17 protein-coding genes are annotated in these 18,629 nt (G+C 70.2%); 7 read left to right on the top strand and 10 right to left on the bottom strand.

Annotated features, from left to right (window positions below; genetic code table 11):
* Positions 1-168: 168 nt before the first annotated feature.
* Positions 169-513, bottom strand: coding sequence for a hypothetical protein (locus ACFMQL_RS04460; protein WP_364067057.1), 345 nt, complete (start codon positions 511-513; stop codon positions 169-171).
* A gap of 134 nt (positions 514-647) precedes the next feature.
* Here ACFMQL_RS04460 and ACFMQL_RS04455 point away from each other — a divergent pair, with 134 nt between their 5' ends.
* Positions 648-1,244, top strand: a complete 597-nt coding sequence (locus ACFMQL_RS04455; protein ID WP_364067056.1) for a DUF1707 and DUF4870 domain-containing protein — start codon at positions 648-650, stop codon at positions 1,242-1,244.
* A gap of 489 nt (positions 1,245-1,733) precedes the next feature.
* Here ACFMQL_RS04455 and ACFMQL_RS04450 read toward each other — a convergent pair whose 3' ends face one another.
* From ACFMQL_RS04450 to ACFMQL_RS04435, 4 genes are all read right to left on the bottom strand, one after another.
* Positions 1,734-2,480, bottom strand: coding sequence for a septal ring lytic transglycosylase RlpA family protein (locus ACFMQL_RS04450; protein WP_378784663.1), 747 nt, complete (start codon positions 2,478-2,480; stop codon positions 1,734-1,736).
* 901 nt (positions 2,481-3,381) lie between these two features.
* On the bottom strand, positions 3,382-4,905 hold the full coding sequence (locus tag ACFMQL_RS04445; RefSeq protein WP_378784662.1) for an ATP-dependent DNA ligase: 1,524 nt from the start codon (positions 4,903-4,905) through the stop codon (positions 3,382-3,384).
* Between the two features lie 1,191 nt (positions 4,906-6,096).
* Complete coding sequence (locus ACFMQL_RS04440) at positions 6,097-6,471, bottom strand: FKBP-type peptidyl-prolyl cis-trans isomerase (RefSeq protein ID WP_364067052.1); 375 nt, start codon at positions 6,469-6,471, stop codon at positions 6,097-6,099.
* A gap of 88 nt (positions 6,472-6,559) precedes the next feature.
* Positions 6,560-7,996 carry a GuaB1 family IMP dehydrogenase-related protein gene (locus ACFMQL_RS04435; protein WP_378784661.1) on the bottom strand — a complete coding sequence of 479 codons (1,437 nt, stop codon included), beginning with the start codon at positions 7,994-7,996 and terminating at the stop codon, positions 6,560-6,562.
* Between the two features lie 96 nt (positions 7,997-8,092).
* Here ACFMQL_RS04435 and ACFMQL_RS04430 point away from each other — a divergent pair, with 96 nt between their 5' ends.
* Both ACFMQL_RS04430 and ACFMQL_RS04425 read left to right on the top strand, forming a co-directional pair.
* Positions 8,093-8,545 (top strand): effector binding domain-containing protein, encoded by a 453-nt coding sequence (locus tag ACFMQL_RS04430; RefSeq protein ID WP_364067050.1) that lies wholly within the window; start codon positions 8,093-8,095, stop codon positions 8,543-8,545.
* 82 nt (positions 8,546-8,627) lie between these two features.
* The gene (locus tag ACFMQL_RS04425; protein WP_364067048.1) at positions 8,628-8,756 is read left to right on the top strand and encodes a hypothetical protein; all 129 of its coding nucleotides are present in this window, start codon (positions 8,628-8,630) and stop codon (positions 8,754-8,756) included.
* A 7-nt stretch (positions 8,757-8,763) separates the two neighbouring features.
* On the opposite strand, the gene ACFMQL_RS04420 is transcribed toward ACFMQL_RS04425, so the two are convergent.
* Positions 8,764-9,894, bottom strand: coding sequence for a CaiB/BaiF CoA transferase family protein (locus ACFMQL_RS04420; RefSeq protein ID WP_378784660.1), 1,131 nt, complete (start codon positions 9,892-9,894; stop codon positions 8,764-8,766).
* Between the two features lie 190 nt (positions 9,895-10,084).
* Here ACFMQL_RS04420 and ACFMQL_RS04415 point away from each other — a divergent pair, with 190 nt between their 5' ends.
* The 4 genes from ACFMQL_RS04415 to ACFMQL_RS04400 all read left to right on the top strand — a co-directional run bounded on the left by ACFMQL_RS04415 (position 10,085) and on the right by ACFMQL_RS04400 (position 15,409).
* Positions 10,085-11,623: a serine/threonine-protein kinase gene (locus tag ACFMQL_RS04415; RefSeq protein ID WP_364067046.1), complete on the top strand. Its 1,539-nt coding sequence runs from the start codon at positions 10,085-10,087 to the stop codon at positions 11,621-11,623.
* The gene (locus ACFMQL_RS04410) at positions 11,620-12,603 is read left to right on the top strand and encodes a 2-hydroxyacid dehydrogenase (RefSeq protein WP_378784659.1); all 984 of its coding nucleotides are present in this window, start codon (positions 11,620-11,622) and stop codon (positions 12,601-12,603) included. Before ACFMQL_RS04415 ends, ACFMQL_RS04410 begins: the two co-directional genes overlap by 4 nt.
* 192 nt (positions 12,604-12,795) lie before the next feature.
* A complete protein-coding gene (locus ACFMQL_RS04405) occupies positions 12,796-14,145 on the top strand; it encodes an FAD-binding oxidoreductase (protein WP_364067204.1) in 1,350 nt (449 codons plus the stop codon).
* A gap of 4 nt (positions 14,146-14,149) precedes the next feature.
* Positions 14,150-15,409 carry a cyclopropane-fatty-acyl-phospholipid synthase family protein gene (locus ACFMQL_RS04400; RefSeq protein WP_364067043.1) on the top strand — a complete coding sequence of 420 codons (1,260 nt, stop codon included), beginning with the start codon at positions 14,150-14,152 and terminating at the stop codon, positions 15,407-15,409.
* Positions 15,410-15,538: 129 nt separating this feature from the next.
* Here ACFMQL_RS04400 and ACFMQL_RS04395 read toward each other — a convergent pair whose 3' ends face one another.
* The 4 genes from ACFMQL_RS04395 to ACFMQL_RS04380 all read right to left on the bottom strand — a co-directional run bounded on the left by ACFMQL_RS04395 (position 15,539) and on the right by ACFMQL_RS04380 (position 18,559).
* Positions 15,539-15,706, bottom strand: a complete 168-nt coding sequence (locus ACFMQL_RS04395; protein WP_364067042.1) for a hypothetical protein — start codon at positions 15,704-15,706, stop codon at positions 15,539-15,541.
* 135 nt (positions 15,707-15,841) lie between these two features.
* The gene (locus ACFMQL_RS04390; protein ID WP_378784658.1) at positions 15,842-17,119 is read right to left on the bottom strand and encodes a PHB depolymerase family esterase; all 1,278 of its coding nucleotides are present in this window, start codon (positions 17,117-17,119) and stop codon (positions 15,842-15,844) included.
* Positions 17,120-17,270: 151 nt separating this feature from the next.
* Positions 17,271-18,224, bottom strand: a complete 954-nt coding sequence (locus tag ACFMQL_RS04385; RefSeq protein ID WP_364067040.1) for a phosphotransferase — start codon at positions 18,222-18,224, stop codon at positions 17,271-17,273.
* A gap of 59 nt (positions 18,225-18,283) precedes the next feature.
* A complete protein-coding gene (locus tag ACFMQL_RS04380; RefSeq protein WP_364067039.1) occupies positions 18,284-18,559 on the bottom strand; it encodes a hypothetical protein in 276 nt (91 codons plus the stop codon).
* Between the last annotated feature and the right edge of the window lie 70 nt (positions 18,560-18,629).

Raw genomic sequence — 18,629 nt, 5'->3', positions numbered from 1 at the left:
GGGAGAGCAGCTGACGAACTTGGGAAACTCCGGCTGCGAAAGAACCCTGCGGCCGTAACCCCGGTGGGTCGCCGGCGAACTCGGGAAACGCTAGCTGATCAGAGCAGGTCACCAGGGGACTTTTGGGCATGACGACAGTCGGGGTAGCGCTCGGCGACGGAGAGGAGGCTAAAGGGAGCCTTCTTCTCTTTTGCGGCGCTCGTTGTAGGTGCGCATCCGCTGCGGGTACCCCGTCAACTGCACGTCGTACACCGGCAAGGCGAGATCGCGGGCGACCTTGTGGATCACGGCGGGGGAGCCGACTCTGCGCCTGGTCCACTCGCCGTCGTCGGCCACCGCCACGGCGGTGGTGTCGGTGGCGAAAGTCTCAGGTTCGACGTAGAACTCGACGCCTCGCCGCGAACGGGCAAAGGCGATGAGCGCCTCGATGTCAGCGTCAGTCGCCTCGCGGTCGAACTTCGCGATCTTGCGGCCGCGCAGTCGACGAATGCCGTAGCGGTCTCGCCATCTCATGAATCCTTTTTATACCGTCTCGGGCTCGAGCGCGTCGGGGACGATCTAGGGGACGCATCCGGGATTCTCCTGATGCACGAACCGCTCAGGCGACGCAGTATGTCAGTATCAGCTCGATACTCTGAGGGAGAGGCATGGCGAATATGGCTGGGGTGCCGAAAACCCCCGGGCCGGGGCGGATGCCGCCAGCTCATCTGCGCGTCACCAACCAGGACCGCGAACACGTGGTGGAGCACATCAAAGCCGCCTACGCGGACGGACGCTATGACAAGCTTGAGTTCGACGAGCGTTTGGAACGCGCGATGACCGCGCGCACGCACGGCGACCTCATGCCCATCATGAATGAGATCTACGGCCCGAACGCCGTGCCACAGCTCGCCCCCATGCCGCCCGCTCCGGTGGCGCAGGAGGGTCCGGCCGAGAGCCACGAGCGCCTCGGCGGCGCCCTCGCCCACCTGATCCCGCTCCTCGGGTTCCCGATCGTCGGCCCGCTGCTCCTGCTGGTAACGGGCGCGAAAACCTCGCCCTACATGCGCAAGCACGCCCTCGAAGCGCTCAATTTCCAGATCACCGTGGTCGGGGCCACGATATTGCTGCCGTTCACCGTCGTCGGGATCGTGCTCTTGCCGTTCATCCTGGTCTTTGGGGTGGTGCTTTCCGTGGTCGGCGGCGTCAAGGCCCTGCAGGGGGACGATTTCCGTTACCCGATGACGCTCCGCCTGGTGAAGTGACCGGGCCGGTCTCATCTTCAGTTTCGGGGGCGTTTCTGTACGTCGTCGCGTCGTCCCGCCGAGGTTCGTGCATCTCGGCGGGTGTACTGCTTTTTGGTGCGATATGGGGGTCGAGTGAGTCCGCGTCCCTGATATAAATCAGGGTGGATTTCGGTGAATGTCCTGCTCAGGCGGCTGCGGTTAGGGTCTTCTGTTTGTGGCGATGGGCGGGTGTTTGCCGGCGCAGCGCGTGGTCGTCGTCCGCTCGGCAGAACTCGCGGGCTCGCGGGCTCACGAGATCACGGGCTAACGACGCTTGCGGGCTTACGGCGGCCGTGGGCTTATGGCCGTTTGGGGCTCACGGGTGCGGGCTCATGGGCTCACAGGCTCATAGCGTTCGGCAGGGCCACGGCGTTCGGCAGGGCTCACAGCGTTCGGCAGGGTCCCGGTGTTTGGGGCCGTGGGTGGTCGGCCCCGCAATGCTGCGGGAGGCGTGTAAGCGTCCTGCGGTCAGCGGGCGAGGACCTCGTACTTGACCTGCATGACCCCGGCGCTGGTGTTGCCGATGGCGGCGAAGGCGGCCGTGGAGAGGTCGAGGCAGCGGCCTCCGACGTACGGGCCTCGGTCGTTGATGCGGACCGTCACCGACTCGCCGGTTCTGGGGTTGGTGACGCGGACCTTACTGCCCAGCGGGAGGGTCTTGTGGGCGGCCGTCATGGCGTTGGGGTTGAAGCGTTCGCCGCTGGCCGTCATCTGGGGCTCGCCGTAGTAGGAGGCGCCGCAGGTGCCCGAGGAGATGACGCGGAGCTTCGGCTTCTTGGGCTTCGACGCTGCCGGTCGGTTTGCGGTGCTCTGCTCGGTAGAGGTGGTACGGGTGCCGCTTGAGGTTCTCTGGTCGGCCGCAGAACGTCGGTGGGTGGATGAGGGGCGTTCGGTGGAGGTGGGTGCCGATGGCGAGGGAACCGCGGCGTTGGGGAGGGTGGCCGAGTTCTGGTGGTCGGGGGAGGTGGTGGGGTCTGGCTGGGTGGCCCTCGCCAGGTCCTGGGTGGGTGCGGGCGACGGGGATGCCTTCGTGGTCGGGGAAGGCGGGGTGAGGGCCGCTGCGGGCTTGGGGGAGTCGTCGTTGCCGATCATGGCCCAGGCGGTGGTCGAGGCGGCTGCCGCGATGGCCACGCCGGCTGTGATGGCGGCCCAGCGGCGCTGGCTCGGGGAGAGCTTGCGGGTCTGCGGGGACGGCTTGCGAGAGTGCTGGCCCAAGGTAAACCACGGTCCTGGATAGGGGATAGGGCAGGGAAAGGCCGGGCCGGCAGGGGTGGATGGCGTACGGCGGCCGATCCGACGGCGGGGCAGGGGGCCCGCGCGGTCGGGGACGAAGATATGCGACAAACAGCAGGTAAAGGCAACTTAATGGGACATCCAGTGATGTTTCTCACCGTGGTTAAGTCCGTCCCAAAGGGTGGATCTTGATCCAGGCGGTGCGGGAGGTCGCCCGCCGACCGCAACCACGAACGCGAGCATCGTCGGCTTCTTTGCGCGGACGGTGGGCTGCACGTCGGCTGCGGTGGGGCTCGTTCGGGACGCTCGTCGGGGGCGGTGACGCAGCGTCGCGAGCGCAGCGCAGATCGTGGGTGAAGCGGAGGGGGTTGAACCGCTCCGGTTGAGGGATGAACGTGGTGGCGAGGGCCCGTTCAGCCAAGGGCAGGCCAAGCGCTCCGGGAGAGCTGAAGCGCTCTGGGTAGGGCACGGCACCTCAGGCAGGCCGAGACCTACCAAGGCAAGCCAAGGCAAGCAAGCCCTGTCAGGGCGGTCCAAGACCCGTGAAGGCAGGCCAAGACTTGTTAGGGCGCAAGACCCGTCAAGGTGGGCGGGACCTTTCAAGGCGGGCCTCAAGGCGGGCCAAGACCTTTCAAGGCGGCCCAGACCTGTCAAGGCGAACCAAGACCTGCGAGGGTAGGTCAACGCCTGTCAGGGCAGACCGAGGCAGGGATGCGTGTCGGGCTTGGCCAGAGTCCCCTGGGTGCCCATAGGCGCGGGCGCTCTCAGCCGGTGGAGGGTCTGGCGCGCTTCTCACCCGACGACCTGATCCTGGAGCGCGGCGCTGCCGAGAGCCCCACGGTGCACGGGCGAGGGTTCTTTCCCGCAGTGCGCGGGCGTGCGTTCAGAGGAGGAGGGCGCGGACCGTGTCGACGGTGTCGGCTTCCTCGGGACGTTTGTCCGGGCGGTAGCGCAGGACGCGGGCGAAACGGAGGGCCATGCCGCCGGGGTAGCGAGGCGAGCGCTGCACGCCGTCGAACGCGATCTCCACGACCAGCTCAGGGCGCAGCCGTACGGTCCACGAGTCGGTGGGCCCCTCGGCCAGCTCCAGGAAGCGCTCGGTCTGCCAGGCGAGCAGCTCGTCCGTGAGCCCCTTGAACGTCTTGCCGAGCATCACGAACCCGCCCTCCGGGTCGCGTGCACCCAGGTGGAGGTTGGAGAGCTTGCCTTCGCGGCGGCCGTGGCCCCATTCGGCGGCAAGGACCACCAGGTCGAGCGTGTGGCGGGGCTTGACCTTGATCCAGCCCGCGCCGCGTCGCCCGGCCGCGTACGGCGAGTTGAGCGACTTGACCACGAGCCCCTCATGCCCTGCCTTGACCACGTCGGTGAAGAACTTCTCCGCCTCCGCCACGTCCCCCGTCACCAGGCGCGGGGTCAGCAGGGCCGGCGGCACCGTACGGGCCAGGACCTCCTGGCGCTGCGAATAGGGCAGATCGAGCAGGTCGGCGCCGTCGACGCGCAGCGCGTCGAAGAAGAACACGCTCAGCGGCGTGCGCTCGCGCAGCTGAGCGACGTTGGTCTTGGAGGAGACGCGCGCCGAGGTCACCTGGAACGGATGCGGGCGGCCGTCCGGGCGCAGGGCGATCACCTCGCCGTCGAGTACGAGGTCGCCGGACGGCATCTCCAGGACCGCCTCGACCAGCTCGGGGACCTGCGGGGTGATGTCGTCGAGCGTACGGGTGAAGACCCGCACCTCTTCGCCGGAGCGGTGGGCCTGCACGCGGATGCCGTCGAGCTTCCACTCCAGCGCGGCCGGGGCGCCGGCCTTGTCCAGGGCGGCGGCGACGTTGGGGGCGCTGCCCGCCAGCATCGGCGCGACCGCTCGCCCCACCTCCAGCCGGAACGCCCGCAGCGCCTCCACCCCGCCGCTCAGCGCCGCCGCACCGACGGCGGGCAGCGAGCCGCGCAGGGTCAGCGCCCGGCGTACGTCGGCTGACGGCGCACCCGACGCCTTGGCCACCGCCTCGATCATGACGCCGTCGAGGGCCCCCTGCCGCAGCTCCCCGAACAGCAGCCGCCGCATGAACTGCTGCTCCTGGCTCGTCAGCCCCGCGAACAGCTCGGCCACCAGCACCTTGCGCGCCGCCTGCGAACCCTGGCCCGACACCGCCTTGATCCGGCTGAGCAGCGCGTCGACCGACGTCAGCGTGGCGGTGGCGGCCAGCTTGGGCTGCGGGATCTCCTCCAGCGTGCGCCAGCCCACGCCCACCTGGCGCTGGGGCAGCTCGCCCGACAGGTAGGAGATCGCGATCTCCGCCTCGTCCGGGCCGACCCGGCCCAGCAGCTCCGCCAGGTGGCCGATCTTGCCTAGCCTGGCGGACGTGCGCGTCACCGCCTCGGAAACCCGGACCACGTCGATCAGAAGCACACGCCTATGGTGCCTCACGGGGGTGACATTTCCCCACCTGATATCGGCATATCTGCAGAGTGTGTCGGTAAAGCGGGTGAAGGCCCTGGATATGGTGCTGTGGCGAAAAAGGGGATCTAGTCGGCTGTTGGTGTGGCGGTAATACTCCGCCTCCGCGCGCGGGCGGGAAATGCGAGGGGAGAGTGGGTGGATACGGGGCGGTGGACAGGCGAGGGCGGGTCTCCGTAGTGGAAGCGGTACGCGGGCGTGCGTCGGTAGATGTCCGCGGCCGAAGGGGGCGGCGCGTCGGGAGGTGTACGTGGTCGAAGGGGGGCGGCGCGTCGGGAGGTGTACGTGGTCGAAGGGGGGCGGCGCGTCGGTGGGTGTCCGTGGCGGAAGGGGGCGGCCGGGCGCGCGTTGGTGGGGACGCCCGGAGTAGGAACGGGGTCGCGAACGTTGCGAGCGGGCGTGGGCGCCGCCGTGGCTGGGCGTCGATGGCGGGGCGTCGATGGCGGGGCAGGGTCAGTGGCGGGACGGGATGTCGGTGGGACGGGGTGGGTGGCAATCGGGGTTCATGGCGCGCGTGCTTGCCGAGGCGGGAACGCTGCCGGGGACCCTCGTGGCGGGTGCCTGCGGCTGGGAACGAGTGCGCAAGCGCGAAGGGGTCGATGGGGGCGGGTGTCGGACGCTGGTGGGGGGAGAGCGTCTGCGCGGAAGCGGGTGCGCGAAGTCCCGGTCAGCGCCCGGGGCGAAGACGATGCCCCGAGCGCGAGGAGTGAGTGGGTGGCCGGGTCGTGGGGGCGCTGATACGCGGGGTGCGCGGCGTGGGCCGGAGGCGGAACGGGTGCCGCGAACGTCTGCGGTGGGTGATCGCGGCCGGGACAGGTGCTGCTGCGCGCAGGGGCGTGCGTTCGCGGTCGTGCGAGCTCGTCGGGCCGAGCGTTCGCCAGCAACAACTGCTCGGGGCGGTGTCGCGGTGAGACCGTGTGCGCGGGGAGAGCGGGTGCGCCGTAGGCCCGTGTGCGCGGGGAGAGCGGGGGTACGCGGTGGGACCGTGTGCGCGGGGAGAGCGGGGGTACGCGGTGGGACCGTGTGCGCGGGGAGAGCGGGTGCGCCGTGGGCCCGTTAGCGGGTGCGCGGGAAGGGGTGGGTCCCGGGGCCGTGCGGGGCCGGGGCGTCCTTTCGTTGAGGGCGCCCCGGCTCAAACGGACGTCAGTTCACGCCGAGCAGGTCGACGACGAAGATGAGCGTCTCGTTCGGCTTGATGCGCGGCGGAGCGCCGCGGGTGCCGTACCCGAGGTGCGGCGGGATGACCAGCTTGCGCCGGCCGCCCACCTTCATGCCCACGACGCCCCGGTCCCAGCCGCTGATGACGTGCCCGGCGCCCAGCGGGAACTCGAACGGCTGGCCGCGGTTCCACGACGCGTCGAACTCCTCTCCGGACGAGAACGAGACGCCCACGTAGTGGACGCGTACCTTCTGGCCGGCCTTCGCCTCGGGGCCGTCGCCGACGGTGATGTCCTCGATTTCGAGATCGGCGGGCGGGTTGCCACCGGGGAAGTCGATCTCGGGCTTTTCGAGTGCCACGAATAGGCTCCTGTTGTCGTTGAACACGGACCCGACGACTCTATGCGGTGGCGCGGCGCGGTCGTGCAGAGCCACCCGTCCCCAGATGTCACCAGCTCTGGTGCAGCGGCATGCCCTCGGCGTACCCGGACGTGCTCTGGACCCCGACGACGGCCCGCTCGTGGAATTCTTCCAGGTTGGACGCCCCCGCGTACGTGCACGCCGACCGCAGCCCGGCCACGATGGCGTCGATCTGATCTTCGACGCTTGGCCGCTTGGGGTCGAGGTACATGCGCGAGGTGGAGATGCCCTCCTCGAACAGCGCCTTCCTGGCCCGCTCGAACGGGGTGTCGTCGGCGGTCCGCAGCCGGACGGCGCGCGCGGACGCCATGCCGAAGTTCTCCTTGTACTTGCGGCCGTTGGCGTCGGTGTGGGTGTCGCCGGGCGACTCGTACGTTCCGGCGAACCAGGAGCCGATCATCACGTTGGAGGCGCCGGCGGCCAGGGCGAGCGCCACGTCGCGCGGGTGCCGCACGCCGCCGTCGGCCCACGCGTGCCGCCCGAGCCTGCGGGCCTCGGCGGCGCATTCGAGCACGGCGGAGAACTGCGGCCGACCCACGCCGGTCATCATCCGGGTGGTACACATGGCGCCGGGCCCGACGCCGACCTTGACGATGTCGGCTCCGGCGTCGACCAGGTCGCGTACGCCGCCGGCGGTCACGACGTTGCCCGCCGCGACCGGCACGCCGGGGTCGAGGGCTCTGACGGCGCGCAGAGCGGAGATCATCTTCTCCTGGTGGCCGTGCGCGGTGTCGACGACCAGGCAGTCGATGCCGGCGTCGAGAAGCTCCTTGGCCTTGGCGGCCACGTCGCCGTTGACGCCGACGGCGGCGGCGATGCGCAGCCTGTTCTGATCGTCGACGGCTGGCTGGTAGAGGGTGGCGCGCAGCGCGCCCGTACGGGTGAGGATGCCGACCAGCCGCCCGTCGCCGTCGACGATGGGCGCGAGGCGGTGGCGGCCCTCGTGCAGCCGCTCGAACGCGCCGCGCGGGTCGAGCCCGGCGGGCAGGGTGAGCAGCTCGCTCGACATGACCTGGGAGAGCTGGGTGAACATGTCGACGCCCTGGCAGTCGGCCTCGGTGACGACGCCGACGGGGCGGTTCTCCCAGTCGACCACGATGACCGCACCGTGCGCCCGCTTGGGCAGCAGCTGCAGGGCCTCGCCGACGGTGGCGTGCGGGGTGAGGGTGAGCGGTGTGTCGTGGACGAGGTCGCGCTTTTTGACCCAGTCGACCACGTTGGCGACGACGTCGAGGGGGATGTCCTGCGGGATGACGGCGATGCCGCCCCGCCGTGCCACGGTTTCGGCCATGCGCCTGGCGACCGCGGTCATGTTGGCCACGACGATGGGGATGGTGGTGCCCGTGCCGTCGTTCGTCGAGAGGTCGACAGCGAGCCGCGAACCGACCGCGGAACGCGACGGCACCATGAACACGTCGCTATAGGTCAGGTCGTAATGGGGCTCGAGGTCGTTGAGAAATCTCACGTTCATCCATCTTATGTGCTGACTGGTCAACAGGGGTTTTCCCCCTTTCCGGGGGCCTTATGATCGGCCCGGACACTTTTGGGGGAGGGAGGGTCTGTGAACGTCACGGAAAGGGCCGAGCTGATCGTTGTCGGCTACGTCGTTCGCACCACCAATGCCGACGAAATGGATCCGGCGCGCGCGAAACTGCCGGCGGTGTGGCAGCGGGCGGGCGCTCCTGGAGCTTTCGCCCATGTGCCGGGCCGTGTCGACGAGAACCTGTACGCGGTGCTCACCGACTTCGAGAGCGATCATCACGGGGCCTTCACGCAGATCGTCGGCACGGGCGTGCGCACGGTGCCGCGCCTGCCGGAGGGGATGGTGGCGGTCCGCGTGCCGGCCGGGCAGGCGATGAAGATCGAGGTACGCGGGCCGATGCCGCAGGCGCTGACCGACACCTGGCAGCAGGTGTGGAAGCACACCGAGTCGGGCGGTGCTCCGGCGCGCGCCTTCACCACGGATCTCGAGGTGCATCACCCCGAGGGCGTGGACCTGTACATCGCGGTCTGACGGACCGGATGCAAAGGTGCATCGCGGTCTGACGGATCGCGTTCAGAGGTACGCAGCGGTCTGACCAGACCGCATCCGAAGGTTGAGAGACCGAGCACGGCGGCCGCCGTGCTCGGCGGCCACGGCCAGGCCGGGCGGCAAGGGCGCGCGGCTGCACGAGGCGATCACGCTCAAGGACTACGCGCCCGCCGCCCGCCGGCACTCCGGCTGACGGACGGTCAGGCGAGCACTCCCTGCTCGCGGAGCTTGGCCGCCTGCTCAGCCGGGAGCCCCCAGCCGGACAGGTCCTCAAGGCGGGTGGCGGGCGACAGGTCGGGAGCGGGCACGCCGAGCAGGCGCGGCGCGGGCATCGGCTGGACGACGCCGCCGACGTCGGTGAACGAGCCGCGCGCCACGTTGTGCGGATGCGCGGCGGCCTCGGCCATCGACAGCACGGGCGAGACGCAGGCGTCGGAGCCGTCGAAGACCTCCTCCCACTCGGCGCGGGTGCGCTTGCGGAACTCCGCGGCCAGCCGGTCGCGAAGGGCCGGCCACTGGGCGGGGTCGTTCCTGTCGGGGAGGCCGGGATCACCGTCCAGACCCATGCGGCGCAGCAGCTCGGCCCAGAACTTCGGCTCCAGCGCGCCGACGGCGAGGTACTGCCCGTCGGCGGTCTCGTACGTGTCGTACTGCGGGGCCCCGGTGTCGAGCAGGTTGGTGCCGCGCGGGCCCCAGGCGCCGCTCTGGACGGCCTGGTAGAACATGGCGAACAGCACGGCGGCGCCGTCCACCATGGCCGCGTCGATCACCCGGCCCTTGCCGGTGCGCTCCCGCTCGTACAGGGCGAGCAGCACGCCGTAGGCCAGCATGAGCCCGCCGCCGGCGAAGTCGCCGAGTATGTTGATCGGCGGGGTGGGCTTGCCGCCCGCGCGGCCGAGCATCGACAGCACGCCGGAGATCGCGATGTAGTCGATGTCGTGCCCGGCGGTCGGGGCGAGCGGCCCGTCCTGGCCCCAGCCGGTCATCCTGCCGTAGATCAGCCTCTCGTTGACGGCGTGCAGGTCGTCGGGGCCGATGCCGAGCCGTTCCGCCACGCCGGGGCGGAAGACCTCGATCACCACGTCGGCGTTCCTGGCCAGCTCCTTGAACGCGGCCACGCCCTCGGGCGACTTCAGATCGAGCCCGATCGTGTGCTTGCCGCGGTTCATGACGTCCCTGCGGGGAGCGTCGCGCACGGCGCCGACCCGGTCGACGCGCAGCACGTCGGCGCCGTGGTCGGCGAGCATCATGCCGGCGAACGGTCCTGGGGCGAGCCCGGCGAGCTCCAGCACGCGCACGCCGGTCAGCGGACCTCGGCTAGTCTCGGGCATCGGCCTCTCCTTGCTTGGGATCCCGACCAAGTAGAACAACATTCGGTGATCTTCTGCAAGCGGCCTTGCCGACCTCCCCGCGAAGTCCGGGCAGGTATGGGAAACTTGCCCACTGTTCGGGTGGTCTACAGGTGGCCGTCGATGACGGCTGCCTGCAGCAGGCGCACACGCGCCGCTACAGGGGTAGGACATGGTTTCGGAGAGCAACCGGCTCATCGCAGGGCGCTACCAGTTACTGCGCGAACTGGGCCGCGGCGGGATGGGTGTGGTCTGGGAAGGCCGCGACACGCTGCTCAACCGGCAGGTGGCCATCAAAGAGGTGCTGCTGCCGGACAGCCTGTCGCCGGCCGACAAGGAACGCCAGCTCCTGCGGACCGCTCGCGAGGCCCGTACGGCGGCCAAGCTCAACCATCCCAACGTCGTCGCCATCTACGACGTGGTCGAGGAGGGCGGCCGGCCGTGGATCGTGATGGAGCTGGTCAGCCACCCGTCGGTGGAGCAGGTCGTGCTCACCACGGGTGCGCTGCCGGTGCGGGAGGCGGCGAGCCTGGGCCGTCAGGTGCTGTCGGCGCTGCGCGCCGCCCATGAGGCGGGCATCCTGCACCGCGACGTCAAGCCCAGCAACATCCTGTGGTCGGAGAAGGACGGCCGCGCGGTGCTCATGGACTTCGGCATCGCGACCGTCGAGGGCGACGTCTCACTGACCAGCACCGGCATGGTGACGGGCTCGCCGAGCTTCCTCGCGCCGGAGCGGGTACGCGCCGAGAACGCGGGCCCGGCGTCCGACCTGTGGTCGCTGGGCGCCACGCTGTACGCGTGCATGGTCGGCCGCTCGCCCTTCGACCGCGGCGACGCGATGTCCACGCTCAACGCGCTCCTCACCGAGGAGCCCGACTACCGGCGCATCCCGCCGATCATGCACCCGATCCTGAAGGGCCTGCTGCAGAAGGAGCCCGAGGACCGGGTGGACGCCGACGAGGCCGACCGGCTGCTGCAGGCCATCATCGCGGCCAAGCCGGCGCCCGTGGACTTCGACGATCCGGATCGCAAGCGCGGTGGCGGCCGCGCCCTGCTCGCCGCCGCCGCGACGGTGGTGCTGGTGCTCACGGGCGGCGCGGTCGCGTACTTCAGGACGGCCTCGCCCGCCGAGGGCACGCCGCGCGCCACCACGCAGCCGGCCGCCGCGACCAAGCCCATCACGCCGACGGCCACGCCCACGGCGACGCAGACGAGCGCGACGCCGACCCCCACGCCCAGCGCCGCCAGGCGCGCCCCCCTGGTGCGGGTGTGGAAGTCGCGCGACGGCTGGGCCATCCTGCGGCCGACCGGCTGGCGGGGCGCGCTCGGCGAGGCGTACACGGAGTGGACCCGCCGCGACCGCAACGCCCACCTCGGCGTGGAGGCCGTCTACAGCCGGCTCGACCCTCACCAGCTCATGCGCGACTCGCAGGAGACGTTCCGGCAGAACGCGCGCACGGTGGTCAACCGCGGGCAGCGCACGGTCATGCACAAGGGCATCAAGGCCGTGGAGTGGGAGTTCACCTGGATCGCGGGCGAGCAGAACGACGCCGCCTGGGTCCGGCCCGGCACGCGCTACCACGAGATCCGCAGGGCCCTGGCCACCGACGAGGCCGCGTACGTGCTGTCGTGGACGGTCACCGAGGACCAGTGGCTGCGTAACAGGGCACTGATGCGGCAAGTGATCGGCAGCTTTACTGTGAGGGCATGACCCCCTGGAACCTGCTGGCCCTGCCTCCGCTTCCCGAAGAGCTGCTCCGCGGCCTGCTCGCGCCGCTCGGCGACCGGGTGGAGGTCAGGGTGCCCGCCTCCCGCGACCGCGCGGCGCTGCTCGCCGCGCTGCCGGAGGCGGAGATCGTGCTGGGCGACTGGACCGGCGAGCTCGTCATGGACGCCGAGGCCGTCAAGGCGGCGCCGCGCCTCGCGTTCGTGCAGCAGCCGTCGGTCGGAGTCGACGGCCATGACCTCGACGCGCTGGCGGCGGCCGGGGTGCCGCTGGCCAACACGCCGGGCGTCAGCGCCGTGGCGGTCGCCGAGTGGTGCCTGGCCGCCACGCTGGCGCTGCTGCGCAAGCTGGCCGAGGCCGACGCCGCCGTACGCGCGGGCAAGTGGCCGCAGCAGAGCCTGCAGCCCCACGAGCTGCGCGGCCGGCGGGTCGGCGTGGTCGGCTACGGCCCGATCGGCGCCGGCTGCGCCGCGATGTTCCGCGCGCTCGGCTGCGAGGTGTCCTACTGGACCCGCACGCCGCGCGAGGACCCCGGCTTCGCCGACCTCGACACGCTCGTGTCCACCTCCGACGTCGTGGTCGTCGCGATCGCGCTGTCGGCGCAGACCCGCGGCCTCATCGACCCCGGCCGCATGAAGCAGGGCGCGCTGCTGGTCAACGCGGCCAGAGGCGGCGTGGTGGACCAGAAGGCGCTGGTGGCGGCCCTGAGCGAGGGCCGGCTGGGCGGCGCCGCGCTCGACGTGTTCGACGTGGAGCCGCTGCCGCCCGGTGACCCGCTGCGCGAGCTGCCGAACGTGTTGCTCTCCCCGCACGTGGCCGGCGTGACCGCCGAGTCGACCGGCCGCCTGCTCACCGTCACCCTCGACAACCTCGCCGCCGCCGTCGAGGGCCGCGAGGTGGACGGCGTCCTGAACGGCGTTCGGCCGGTGATCGTCCGAAAACTTCCGCAATCACCTACCAATTAGGCGATTCACCTGGCACGATAAACAGTTTTCGTGTCTTTAACGCACCCCGGTCTGTTCGGGCCGGGCGGGTGGAGATACCGTGCTACGGACGATCTCTACCAGCTCAAGGGGGTGCTACGTGAACGAGCGACGCGTACCTGAAGGGCGCGGCGCCGGCACGGCACCGACGGAGGAGGGGCCGTGACGACGACGATGTCGACACACCGACGGGCAGTAGAGCAGATTCGGCAGTCGTACGCCGAGATCCCGGGCGACGCGGCTCCCCGGCTGGCCAAGGCCACGTCCAACCTCTTCAGGTTCCGCGACGGCGGCAGGACGGCCAAGCTCTCGGCCAAGGATCTCGACGAGGTCATCAGCGTCGATCCCGAGACGATGACCGCCGAGGTGCAGGGCATGACCACCTACGAGCACCTGGTGGACGCCACGCTGCCGTACGGGCTCATGCCGTACGTGGTGCCGCAGCTCAAGACCATCACGCTGGGCGGCGCCGTGACCGGGCTCGGCATCGAGTCCACGAGCTTCAGGGACGGCCTGCCGCACGAGTCGGTCGAGGAGCTGGAGATCCTCACCGGCGACGGCCGCATCGTCGTCGCCCGCGACGACAACGAGCACCACGAGCTGTTCCGCGCCTTCCCCAACTCCTACGGGACGCTGGGCTACGCGCTGCGCATCAGGATCAAGCTGCGCAAGGTGCAGCCGTACGTGCACCTCACCCACGTCAAGTTCACCGACGCGGGCAAGTGCATGCTGGCCATGCAGGAGATCTGCGACAGCATGGTGTACCAGGGCGAGAGCGTCGACTTCGTCGACGGCGTCTTCTTCGGCCCCGGCGAGATGTACATCACGCTCGGCCGCTTCGCCGAGCGCGCCCCGTACGTCTCCGACTACACCGGCATGCGCATCTACTACCAGTCGATCAGGCAGCGCAGCCGCGACTGGCTGACGATCCGCGACTACCTGTGGCGCTGGGACACCGACTGGTTCTGGTGTTCGCGCGCGTTCGGCGTGCAGCAGCCGGTGGTGCGCTCGCTGATGCCGCGCCGCTGGATGCGCTCCGACGTCTACCGCCGCCTGGTCGCGCTGGACAGGAAGTTCGGCCTGACGGCCCGCATCGACCGCTGGCGTGGCAAGCCGGTGAGCGAATCGGTCATTCAGGACGTCGAGACGCCCGTCGAGCGCGGGGCCGAATTCCTGGAGTTCTTCCACGAGAAGGTGGGCATGACTCCCGTGTGGATGTGCCCGCTGCGCGCCGGGTCTCGGTGGCCGCTCTACCCGCTCGAGCCGGGCAAGCTCTACGTCAACTTCGGATTCTGGGGAATGGTGCCGCTGCCAAAGGGCCAGTTCGACGGTTACTACAACCGGCTCATCGAGCGTTCCGTGCACGATCTCGACGGCCACAAGTCGCTCTACTCGACCTCGTACTACGCGCGTGAGCAGTTCTGGCAGCTGTACAACGGCGACGCCTATTGGCCGGTCAAGCAGGCATACGACCCCAACGGACGCCTGCTCGACCTGTACGAAAAGTGTGTGCGGGGAAGGTGAGCAGATGGCTCTGGCAACCATCTTTGAGAAGATCGTCGGCCCTGAGGCGAACATCGCGTTCACGGCGTACGACGGCAGCAAGGCGGGGCCCGACGGCGCCGACCTGGCCATCGAGGTCAAGTCGCCGATCGCGGTGGCGCACCTGGCGCACGCGCCGGGCGAGCTGGGCCTGGCGAGGGCGTACATCTCGGGGCACATCGATGTCCAGGGCGACATGTACACGCTGCTGGACCGGATGTGGAACATCACCACCAACGACCTGACGACCGCCGAGAAGATCGCCGCCGTCCGCTCGCTGGGCATCAAGCCGCTGCTCATGCGGGTGCCGCCGCCTCCGCAGGAGATGCGGCAGAGCGCGCTGGCCAGGCTCGGCTCCCGGCACGCCAAGCAGCGTGACGCGGAGGTCATCCACCATCACTACGACGTCTCCAACCGCTTCTACGAGTGGGTGCTCGGCCCGTCGATGGCCTACACCTGCGCCTGCTTCCCCAGCGAGGACGCCACGCTGGAGGAGGCCCAGTTCGCCAAGTTCGACCTGGTGGCGCGCAAGCTCGGGCTCAAGCCGGGCATGCGCCTGCTCGACGTCGGCTGCGGCTGGGGCGGCATGGTCATCCACGCCGCCAAGCACTACGGCGTCAAGGCGCTCGGCGTCACGCTGAGCCGCCAGCAGGCCGAGTGGGCGCAGAAGGCGATCGCCGACGCGGGGCTGCAGGACCTCGCCGAGGTCCGCCACATGGACTACCGCGACGTCACGGAGACGGGCTTCGACGCGGTCAGCTCGATCGGCCTGACCGAGCACATCGGCAAGGCCAACGTGCCGCGCTACTTCGAGTTCCTGTACGGCAAGCTCAAGCCCGGCGGCCGCCTGCTCAACCACTGCATCACCCGGCCCACCGGCAAGGAGAAGACGTTCAACAAGGGCGGCTTCATCAACCGTTACGTCTTCCCCGACGGCGAGCTGGAGTCGGTCGGCTGGCTGATCCGGCAGATGGAGGACCTCGGCTTCGAGATCCGCCACCAGGAGAACCTCCGCGAGCACTACGCCAAGACGCTGCGCCACTGGTGCGACAACCTCGACGCCAACTGGGACGACGCGGTCGAGGAGGTCGGCATGGGCACCGCCCGCGTGTGGGCGCTCTACATGGCCGGCTGCATCGTGGGCTTCGAGCGCAACAAGGTGCAGCTGCACCAGGTGCTCGGGGTCAAGCTCGACGAGAAGGGCCGCTCCGGCGTGCCGCTGCGCCCCGCCCGCGACTGGCCCTGATCCTGATGTGAACCGGCATGGCGCCGGGCGTGCCGGCCGCGCGCCCGGCGCTGATCCGGTTCATGGCACGGAACACAGCACGGCTCCCGGACCACATGGCCCGGGAGCCGCGGTGACACCCCCGTGACGTCAGGAGACGGCGGCCTGCTCGCCCGTCGTCGCCGTGCAGCGGTGCCGGTCTTTGGCATGGCGCTCTTTCGCGTGCCGCCCCCGGCTCGGAGGGAGCTCCTTCTGGGCGTCCTCCAGCGTCTCCTGTGGCTGCTCCTTCGGATTGTGGGGCTTAGCGTGCCTGCCCACGTGCTGTCTCCTTCGTTGTCCCCCAACTGCTTAAAGTGACCGTATGGCTACCCTCAGCGCCGGGGCAAGGGGGTTATCCGGTAAAGGAGAAGTCGTTACCGACAAGCGACCAAGCCATCCGCGCGTCCGCGCTGATCAGGTAGAACAGGCGGTTCCGTTCAGGGTGAAAGCGGCCGGTTCGCCGGTGTCGCCGTTGTGCGTGCCCTGGAAGCCGAACGACGCCGAGCCGCCCGGCGCTATCGAACCGTTATAGGAGACGTTGCGCGCCGTCACCTGGCCGCTGTCCGGCGTGATCGTGGCGTTCCACACCGACGTGATCGTCTGGCCCGCGGGCAGCGTGAAGCCCAGCGTCCAGGACGACAGCGGCGACTGACTGGTGTTCGTCACCTTCACCTCGGCGGTGAAGCCGGTGTTCCAGGTGTTCATCGTGTACGTGACCTGGCAGTCGCCCGGCGGCTCAGGCGTGATCGTCGGGTTGGGGCCGGGGTCGTCGTCGGCGAGGCCGAAGAAGTCGATGACCATGGCCGCCATCCCGCTCTGCGGCAGGCTGTGGCCGACGCCCTGCAGGCTGATCGCCTCGACCGGGGCCGTCGTGCCGGTGCCGCCGTAGCGCGTCCTGGTCCAGCCGGAACGCGGCTGGTCGGTGAGGCTGGGCGTCTGGCTCAGGCCGTGGACGTTGGTCCACTGCTTGATCTGCTCCTGGAAGTTGGGGTAGCGCAGCGTGGCGTCCTCGGTGCCGTGCCAGATCTGCATGCGCGGGCGGGGGCCGCTGTAGCCGGGGTAGGCCGCGCGTACGAGGTCGCCCCACTCCTGCGGGGTCTTGCTGATCTGGCCATTGGCGCAGGCGCTGTTCCAGCTCGACCCGTCGGTGGTGGCGAAACAGCCGAACGGCACGCCGCTGAACGCCGCCCCCGCCGCGAACACGTCGGGGTAGGCGCCCAGCAGGACGTTCGTCATCATGGCGCCGGAGGAGGCGCCGGTGACGAACGTGCGCGCCGGGTCGGTGTTGTAGCGCTGCTGGACGTACCTGACCATGGAGACGATCCCGACCGGGTCGCTGCCGCCGTCGTGCCGCAGCGCCTGCGGCGATGAGACGTCGAAGCAGGAGCCGCTCCGCGTCGCGGACGGATAGATGACGATGAACTTGTGCTGGTCGGCGAGCCGGGCGAACTCCGTGCCCGAGTAGAAGGCGGGGCCCGACCCGGTGCAGTAGTGCACGGCCACCAGCAGCGCGGGACGGTCGGGGACGCCGTCGGGGACGTACAGGTGCATGCGAAGGTTGGTGGGGTTCGTCCCGAACCCGGTCACCTCGGTGAGCTGCGCCGAGGAGGCCGGGGGTGCGGTGATGAGGCCGGTGACCACGAGCGCCGCGAGGGCGATCAAGGCGCCGGCCAGTCGAGCTCTCAGCTTCATCGAGATCCTCTCGCAACTGCGGCCGAAATATTGCGAGTGTGAGCAGAAAATTTCGGTCTCGCAATGGGCCTCGTGCGGGCCGCCAGGCTCAGAGGCCGTGAGCTGCCGCGAGAGCGTCTCGGAAGCGAGAACTCTATGAAACTTTCGGCCGTCAGGCGTCGCCGGCCAGCTCCTCCAGCGTGTCCTTGAGCCCCTGCCAGGCCACCGCGGCGTCGGGGGTGCGGGCGTGCGGACTCCGGAACCACCGGACGAAGTCGGCCACGTCGTCCAGCGCCCAGCGCAGCCGGTAGAGCGTCATCAGCCGCTCGTCGGGGGTGCGCCCGGTGGCCTCGGCGTAACGCGCGCGGTCCTCGGCGGTCTCGGCGACCAGCCACAGGTCCCGCTCAGCAGCGGCCACGCCCACCGTGTCCCAGTCGACCAGCAGCAGCCGGCCGCGCGAGCGCAGCAGGTTGCCGGGATGGGGCTCGCCGTGCGTCACCACCGGCTCGCCCGGCTTCTCCGCCAGCAGGTCGAACTCCTCAAGCGCCCGCCGCAGCGTCCCCGCGTGGCTCGTGACCAGCTCCCTGGCCGGCTCGGAGTAGGGGCCGCCGAGCCAGGGCAGGTCGCCGTCCTCCTCCGCGGCCAGCCGCTCCAGCAGGGCGCGGCCCGACGGCTGCACCGGGGCGAGCGGGGCGGACAGCGGCGGCGGGGTGGCGTGCAGCGCGGCGAGCAGGTCGATGACGGCCGCGCGCTCGGCGTCGTCCTGCTCGTCGCCGAACTCTCCCGAGCGTCCCTCCACGTACGGGTACACGCTCATCGCGTAGCGGCGGCTGTCGAGCCTGCGCAGGGTGGCGCCCTCGTCGTCGCGCAGCGGTGACACCACGAAGTCGAGGCCGGCCTGCTCGCGCAGCTCCGCCGCCGTGTCCAGGGCGAGCCGCACCTCGTCGTACGCCCGCCGGCGCACGTCGACCACGGTCACGAACCAGCGCCCGCCCCGGCCGTCCGCCACCCAGTGGTAGTCGCCGAACCCGACAGGTGCGTATTCGAGCGTCGCCGCATCGACGCCCCACGCCTTCAGCGCGGGCCGCAACATCGCCTCATCGAAGTCCTGTGGCCGATCCCGCATGCCCAGCAAGCTACCGGGACCGGCCCCGCGCCTTCATCCCGATTGATCGGATCGCTCAATCAGCTCGGTGGCGGCGAGCACGTCGGTGACGGCGTGGTCGGCCTCGTCCGGGCGGGGCACGAGCCCGTGGTCGATCCGTTCGTCACGATCCCGAGCGTCCATCCGGCGGCGCGTAACCGGGCGAGCCCGTCCAGCACCTCCGCAGGGCACGTCACCAGCCACGGCACCGCCTCCGCGCCCAGGCGCCGCTGGGCGGCGAACTCCGCGGCCCAGCGCTCGAACGCGGCGTGCCGGTCGATCAGCGTGTTGTCCAGGTCGAAGAGGGCGAGGGGCATGCCCGCGCGCTACCAACCGCGATCAAGAACCCGGTCGTGAGCAGGGCGCCGCCCGCACGACCGGGGCGGC

Origin of the sequence: Nonomuraea fastidiosa, from assembly GCF_042751225.1 — a bacterium.
GTDB classification, from domain to species: domain Bacteria; phylum Actinomycetota; class Actinomycetes; order Streptosporangiales; family Streptosporangiaceae; genus Nonomuraea; species Nonomuraea fastidiosa.
Note: the sequence above shows the minus strand (reverse complement) of the source record. Positions and strands in the feature narration are given on the sequence as shown.

Bases quoted from the DNA above. Each gene is read 5' to 3' on its own strand.
- ACFMQL_RS04460 (WP_364067057.1), bottom strand. From the start codon at position 513: ATGAGATGGCGAGACCGCTACGGCATTCGTCGACTGCGCGGCCGCAAG.
- ACFMQL_RS04455 (WP_364067056.1), top strand. From the start codon at position 648: ATGGCGAATATGGCTGGGGTGCCGAAAACCCCCGGGCCGGGGCGGATG.
- ACFMQL_RS04420 (WP_378784660.1), bottom strand. From the start codon at position 9,894: ATGCCCGAGACTAGCCGAGGTCCGCTGACCGGCGTGCGCGTGCTGGAG.
- ACFMQL_RS04415 (WP_364067046.1), top strand. From the start codon at position 10,085: ATGGTTTCGGAGAGCAACCGGCTCATCGCAGGGCGCTACCAGTTACTG.
- ACFMQL_RS04410 (WP_378784659.1), top strand. From the start codon at position 11,620: ATGACCCCCTGGAACCTGCTGGCCCTGCCTCCGCTTCCCGAAGAGCTG.
- ACFMQL_RS04405 (WP_364067204.1), top strand. From the start codon at position 12,796: ATGTCGACACACCGACGGGCAGTAGAGCAGATTCGGCAGTCGTACGCC.
- ACFMQL_RS04400 (WP_364067043.1), top strand. From the start codon at position 14,150: ATGGCTCTGGCAACCATCTTTGAGAAGATCGTCGGCCCTGAGGCGAAC.
- ACFMQL_RS04390 (WP_378784658.1), bottom strand. From the start codon at position 17,119: ATGAAGCTGAGAGCTCGACTGGCCGGCGCCTTGATCGCCCTCGCGGCG.
- ACFMQL_RS04385 (WP_364067040.1), bottom strand. From the start codon at position 18,224: ATGCGGGATCGGCCACAGGACTTCGATGAGGCGATGTTGCGGCCCGCG.
- ACFMQL_RS04380 (WP_364067039.1), bottom strand. From the start codon at position 18,559: ATGCCCCTCGCCCTCTTCGACCTGGACAACACGCTGATCGACCGGCAC.